Raw genomic sequence first — 6,356 nt, 5'->3', positions numbered from 1 at the left:
TGGGGATCTACGCCGGAACCCCAGAAAATTCCGTCGTTCCACATTGTGAACATTAATCGGCTTATTCCAGCCGAAGAATGTTGGAGCGACGTCCGGTGAGTGACATGACGGTCTCGGTCACACGGACCATCAGGACCGTTACGCGGGGCCCAGTTCGATTACATTGTGGGACAGGTCGAGACAATCTTCGCAGTCCCGGCAAACCCAGTGCAGCATCGGCCCGACCGGATCTGGATGGTCGCTGAACGTTGTCAGCGCCGCGTCGTACTGAGCATCGGACGTGCTCGAGCGCAGTATCCGCTCGAGATTAGACTCGATGCTGTCCAGGCTGCATTCACCGATGCCGGACTTGAACACCGTCACACCGCCTGACGGGTTGACCGCGAAGAAGAAAAACGCCTTCGTGTCGACCATGTGCGACAGGATTGTCCTGGCGATGAAGTTGCTCGGATTGATCAGCGCATTGAAGATGCGGTAGCCGTAAAACTCTAAGCCGAAGTGTACGACCTCGAAGTCGTCGGTGCCGCGTATCGAGTGGCCAAAGTTGAAACCGCTGCGTGTTACGTCGTTCGGAATGTCATCCACCGGCCGCAGTGCCAGGCAAGCATAGTGCGTCTGGCCCTCGGCCACGAGTCCCATCGCAAAGCAGGGCGCGCGCTCGGCCAGCAAGGCCTCGACAAAATTCCGGTTCATGCGGAGCGTTGGCAGCATCGGGCATCCTTCATCGTGAATCAAATCAACATTTGCCGACCTGGCTGTGCGGTGCGTCGACGTCGAACATCAAAGGCTATACATCGTCGAGCTCGAACAGCGCGCGATCGGCGGGCCGCGACAGATAATCGTCCATCATCGCGCGGAAATCGGCTTCATCCCACTCGCCGCGATCGACACGCCGCAGCAACGCCTCGCCGGCCAGCATGATCTTTCGCTCGCGATCCGCGCGCGTTTGCTTGACCTGCTGGCGCTGCGCCTTAGCTGCCGCTTTGCGGGCTGTTTTCAGCTCCTGCAGCTTTTCGTCTGTCGCATCGAGACGACGTTTCAGCATGTTCATTCTGGCGTCCTGTTCGAAGAAGCGGTTTGCGCGGGAAACCGGCGCGCCGGCGTGCGCCGGTTCGTTACATTCGCGCCGTACTGTCGCGCCCAGGTGCGTACCGAGGGAGCGATATCGACTAACGTCGGCGGCATGTTCGGCAACACATCCATCGTCCAGCCACCCAGCCGCTTTGGCGCAATATACGCCGGTCGCCAGCTGCCGTCGGCCAGGATATCGATCACGAACAGCGACGTGCCGACGCTCAGTCGCCAGGTGTTGACCACGGCTGGGGGTAAAGGATTACCTGGTTGTGGCATCGTATTCCACCGTAACAGGAATAAGGGATTCCAAGCCAGAACCGCCGAAAATTCGATCACTCCAATTCGAGCCCTGCAATGAGCGCGTCCAGGTCGATTTTGTTGTCGCTTTGAAAAGTGTAGTGCCCGTTCAAAAGGATATGCCGCCAGGCTGCCGGTGATATCTGCGTAAGCCGCGCCAGCGCCTTGGCGTTGCCACTGGCCTCCCATTTCGTCAGTAGATGCGACAGAATCGCCGAGTTGTAAAAAATGATGACGTTGGCGATCAGCCGGGCGCACTGGTTGCTGATCTCGATTTCGATGTCGGTGCGGCCGGTCAATTCCTTCTTGCCGCCGACCTGGGCGATGGTCGAACGAAGCTGATGGTAAGACTCGAGGCGGTTTTGGGAGCGATGCACGTTTCGCTCGAGCTGCGGGTCGCGCAGGTAACGCAACGTGTAGATGGTACGAATGAGCTTATCGAACTCAAAAATCGCGCGACGTGTCGGGTTTTCCTGCGAGTACGTACATAGTTTGCGGATCAGCGAGCCCTGCGTGATCTCTTTGAGGCCCAGCGTGGCGACGATCTGATCGATATTTGTCTTCTCACTGGTGATGAGCTGCCGATCGATTTGTCCGATCGGCTGAATCAGGCATTTCTCGTACAGCGCCGGGTCGTCGATACAATACAATTCCTGCAACTGGTCATCGAGGTTTGTGAAGCGAGGCTCGAAGCGCAACCCGAACCAATACAGGATAGCGAAGTTGGCTTTGTTGATGCTGTGCATGTCGCCGGTGATCGCAGTCGGCACTATATCCGACGTGTTGCGATACCAGATGTCGAACACGTGATGCGCCTCGTACTCGTGCGCGCCGATTAGGTAGCCGTTCAACGGGACATGATTGCACAGCAGCGTGTAGGCGACGACGCCTTTGCCTCGTCCGAAGTATTTGCGCGAGTAACGCGCCTTCACGGTCGGTCGCTCGACGCCGAATTTCTGCCCATCGACGGCGCTGTACAGCGCATCGAGATCGAACGAGTAGTACGGGAAGATCGGCAGCGCGGCGATGGCGTTGCTGATGCAGTCGTTGGCCGCATGCAGCGTCGCCTGACGCAGATACTGCTGGTAGGTGCTATCCAGAACGTGGTACGGAATGTCGCTGGTGCGCGCCATGACATGGTTGCCATGGTTCATTGCCTGAGCGATGATAACCGCCATCAGGCTATCGGCGTCCGCTACCTTCTTCGCGTAGCGCGGCTGCAATGGCGTCAGCGCCGACAGGAACTGGCACTGGCCGTTGACGAAGCGGAACACGTCGGCAACATCGCAGAATGGCAGTTGCTCGTAGAATGCCTGCTCACGCACCTTCTGGTTCTCGGTTTTCGGTTTGCGCCAAATCAGCTTCTGCGTATCCTTGTCGTATTCCAGGTGCGTAAGCTTGCCCTGTTTCAGCTCTCGGTTGAAGGCCAGCCATTGTGCATGCAACTCGGCCGCTAACGCATCGAGTTGGGCATCGATTGGCTGCTGCAGGAACGGGATCTCCATCTGCGCCAGCGCGTCGGCCTTCTCGTTCATCGAAACAAGCTCGTCGGAGAAGTGACGATGTTGCAGACTGTCGTCGAGATAGATCTCTCCCGACTGGAAGCGCTTCCGGATCTGGCGGTACAACCAGAATTCGTAGCGATCGGCGTGCAAACCGGTCGGCTGACCATCAGCGCCGAAGATCAGCAGGTACGGTCGCAGGCGCTTCGGCAGCGTGGCCGCGGGACATTCGGCGAGCGGTCGTTGTGACAGGCGCTGCTGTTTGGCGAAGGCCCCCTTGACCCAAGCCAGCGCCGCGAGCCACGGGTTGTCTGGGGAGGTGCCGACGAAGTCGAGCTCGACGTACAAGGGGCGCAGGTGACGGCGAATACGTTTGGCTAGGCCGTCCACCGCCAACCAGTGTAGTGCCAGTTGACTCAGCGGCTTGACCGTCATGCGTTGCGCCGTGTTTTGTAGCACATCTTTGGCCATGATTTTATAGGCGCGCTGACGCACCTCGCCGAACGGCGTCGGATCGGCTACGCTGTCGTCCACATAGAGCGACAACAGGCGGCCGATCTGCGGCGTTTCCCGATGGCGTTTTACTTGCTCGGCGATGAGTGACTGTTTCGCGCCCGCGCTGCTTTCTTCCTCGAGCTGCTTCATGTGGAAGGCCATCGCATCGACCAGGTTGTCGGTGAGCTGTCGGAAGCGCACCCAGGCGTAACACAGCAGGTAGAGCTGCGCCTGATCCGCCTTCAGGTTGCGCAGGTCGTGGACGGTATAGAAGTTCGCCAGGCTTGCGTAGTACAGCACGTTCTGCTGCGAGATATCCAGCCGGGGCAGCAGCGTCCTGGCGATTTCGTGCAACGGCTGCAGCGTGCCGCGCTTTTCGCGTTCGCGGACCATCTGACGCCAGCCGAAATTCTTGGCATCCTGTTTCAGCGCCGCCAGTTTCGACAGAGTATCATCGCGCACCAGAAGTTGGTCTAGCGCGGTTTGGGTCAATTCGTCCAATACGCCGGTGAGCAGGTCGCCCAGCCGCCGACGTTCGACGGACAGGGCTTCGCTGACTAGCTCTTGCAAGGTCGTGTAGCCGGGCCGGATCATCTTGTGCTCATTGAGCCACACGATGAGCTCGGCGGCGACGAATCCCGGTGTCACGTCGCGACGTACGATCTGCGCGGCCTGCTGCATGAGTTGCGGCAGGAAGGCGGCCACCCACGGTCGATAGCCGTACAGTTCAGCGATCTGTTCGCGCTGGGCGTAGTACTCGTGCCGGGTGATCGGCTTGCGTTCGAACGGCTCGCCGTGGAAATAGCGGCTCAACACGAAATCGTAATCGTCCTCAACCTCGTCCCAATCGAAGCGGAAGAAGGCGTGCTTGGACTTGAAGTAGCCAATCTGCAAGATGCAATAGACCTGCGCGGGTATGGAGGGCCGGCTACTGGCGAGCGCCAGTTCGGATTCGGTCAATGCCAGGTATTCCAGCCGCTGCGCATCGTCGAAATCAGGCAGGCCATACAGGGCTTCCTGTTCGGCGTCGGAAAAGACGCTGAGCAGCTTATTCTTGTTGATCATCGACCATCCTCTCCACGCAACGTCAGATCCTTCAATTTTGTGATATCACGACATGGGGTACGACAGAAATATTGAACTCCCGCATTCTACAGAGATAAGCTTTATTATCTCTGTGGCATTGTTTCCATATTAAACTCGATGACATGAAAACGCGCCCCACGAGCCCGTCCGCCGCCGACATCCCGACCGACTTTCCTGATGCTGATGCACTGGCAGCGCTGCGTGCCTGGTACGAGGGCGCATCCTCGCGTGAGGCGGCACACCGGTACATGCAAGATCGGCTCAGCCACAGCCAGTCAGCCCGCGGCGTCATCGGCCAGATCCGCCGGCAACTGGCACTTTATGCCCGTAACCGACAGCGGGCAGATCTGGCCACGCTGTTCGAATGCCCGGCCCAAAAGCGTATGCATCATGCGCGCGCCACCACGCAGGCTGTCGAGCTACTGCGCATCATGCCTGCGCCAGCTCCGCAGATCGGCGACGACATTGCGCACTGGCTGCCGAATCGCGCTGCCCGCACCCTGCACGCGGCCGGCATCCGGACCCTGGCCGATCTCACGGTACGGATTCCGCGTCGCCGGCAGTGGTGGACCGTCATTCCGGGTCTCGGGCCGGCCAGTGCAAGAAGGATCGAGGCCTTCTTTGCCGCGTACCCGGCGCTCACGGAGCGGGCCCGCGCACTGATCATCGCGGATCGGCAGTCAGTCGTGACGCCTTGGGAGCAACTACGGCTACCGCACGAGATCGACGGATCCGCCGGCGCCTTCCGCGCACCGGTGTCGGCCTGCATCCTCGGCGTCGACAACGATTACGACGCTATCCAGGCATGGCTCGCGTTGCACGAATCCCCGGCCACGCAGCGGGCCTACCGCAAGGAAGCCGAACGGCTGATTCTCTGGGGCATCGTTGCTCGCGGCAAGGCGCTGTCTTCGCTGACCACCCGGGATGCCACCGACTACAGGGCGTTTCTGCGCAGACCTACACCGCGAGAACGCTGGGTCGGGCCACCGCGGCCGCGCACATCAACGGACTGGCGCCCGTTTGTCGACAACCTCTCGGCCCGTTCGATTGCGCATGCGCTTGCCGTGCTCAGCGCCATGTTCCGCTGGCTGGTCGAGCAGCGCTACGTCGTGGCCAACCCATTCTCCGGCATCAAGGTACGCGGCAGCAAGCGCGCCATGGCTCTTGAAACCTCGCACGCTTTCACCGAAGGAGAATGGATGCTGACGCGCACCATCGCCAACGGGCTCGAGTGGTCGTACGGCTGGCAGGCGCCCGCTGCGCAACGGTTGCGGTTCATGCTGGATTTCGGCTACGCAACGGGACTGCGGATCAGCGAACTGGCTGACGCCACACTGCGCAGCATCGAAGTCGACGCAGCCGGTGATCACTGGCTGCACGTGGTCGGCAAGGGCGGCAAGCCAGCCCGCGTTACCCTGACACCCCTAGCGCGCACAGCGCTGGACCGATATCTGCAGGAGCGGGGGCTTCCTGTCAGCCGTGCTCACTGGAATCCGACCACGTCCCTGATTGGCAGCCTTGACGACGCCGATGCCGGCATCAAGCCCTTGCGGCTGTGGGAAGTCATGCGCCGGTTTTTTCGGCTCGTCGCGCAGATTATCAAGAACGACCATCCGGTGCTGGCTGAAAAGCTGCATCGGGCCTCTCCGCACTGGATGCGGCACACCCATGCGACCCACGCGATCGCCAGAGGGGTTGAGCTGAGCGCCGTACGAGATAACCTGCGTCACGCGTCGATTTCGACCACGTCGATTTACTTGCATACCGACGATGTAAAGCGGGCACGGCAGTTCGGGCAGGCATTTACCGACTGAGTTACTCGCTCGGCACGTCAGGCAACAAACCGATTGACGTTCACAATGTGGAATGACGGAATTTTCTGGGGTTCCGGCGTAGAACCCC

5 protein-coding genes are annotated in these 6,356 nt (G+C 60.1%); 1 reads left to right on the top strand and 4 read right to left on the bottom strand.

The annotated features are described in order from the left end of the window. Positions 1 to 138: 138 nt before the first annotated feature. The 4 genes from ACSHSS_RS29415 to ACSHSS_RS29400 all read right to left on the bottom strand — a co-directional run bounded on the left by ACSHSS_RS29415 (position 139) and on the right by ACSHSS_RS29400 (position 4,433). Positions 139 to 711 (bottom strand): hypothetical protein, encoded by a 573-nt coding sequence (locus ACSHSS_RS29415; RefSeq protein WP_007180433.1) that lies wholly within the window; start codon positions 709 to 711, stop codon positions 139 to 141. 76 nt (positions 712 to 787) lie between these two features. Then, positions 788 to 1,051: a hypothetical protein gene (locus ACSHSS_RS29410; protein WP_007180432.1), complete on the bottom strand. Its 264-nt coding sequence runs from the start codon at positions 1,049 to 1,051 to the stop codon at positions 788 to 790. After that, positions 1,048 to 1,410, bottom strand: coding sequence for a hypothetical protein (locus ACSHSS_RS29405; RefSeq protein WP_156903410.1), 363 nt, complete (start codon positions 1,408 to 1,410; stop codon positions 1,048 to 1,050). Before ACSHSS_RS29405 ends, ACSHSS_RS29410 begins: the two co-directional genes overlap by 4 nt. Beyond that, positions 1,407 to 4,433: a Tn3 family transposase gene (locus tag ACSHSS_RS29400; RefSeq protein ID WP_007181927.1), complete on the bottom strand. Its 3,027-nt coding sequence runs from the start codon at positions 4,431 to 4,433 to the stop codon at positions 1,407 to 1,409. Before ACSHSS_RS29400 ends, ACSHSS_RS29405 begins: the two co-directional genes overlap by 4 nt. Before the next feature lie 143 nt (positions 4,434 to 4,576). Between ACSHSS_RS29400 and ACSHSS_RS29395 the strand changes: the two genes are divergently transcribed. Continuing rightward, positions 4,577 to 6,268: a site-specific integrase gene (locus ACSHSS_RS29395; RefSeq protein ID WP_007180429.1), complete on the top strand. Its 1,692-nt coding sequence runs from the start codon at positions 4,577 to 4,579 to the stop codon at positions 6,266 to 6,268. Positions 6,269 to 6,356: the final 88 nt, after the last annotated feature.

The sequence above is a fragment of the Burkholderia sp. BC1 genome (assembly GCF_052683555.1).
Note: the sequence above shows the minus strand (reverse complement) of the source record. Positions and strands in the feature narration are given on the sequence as shown.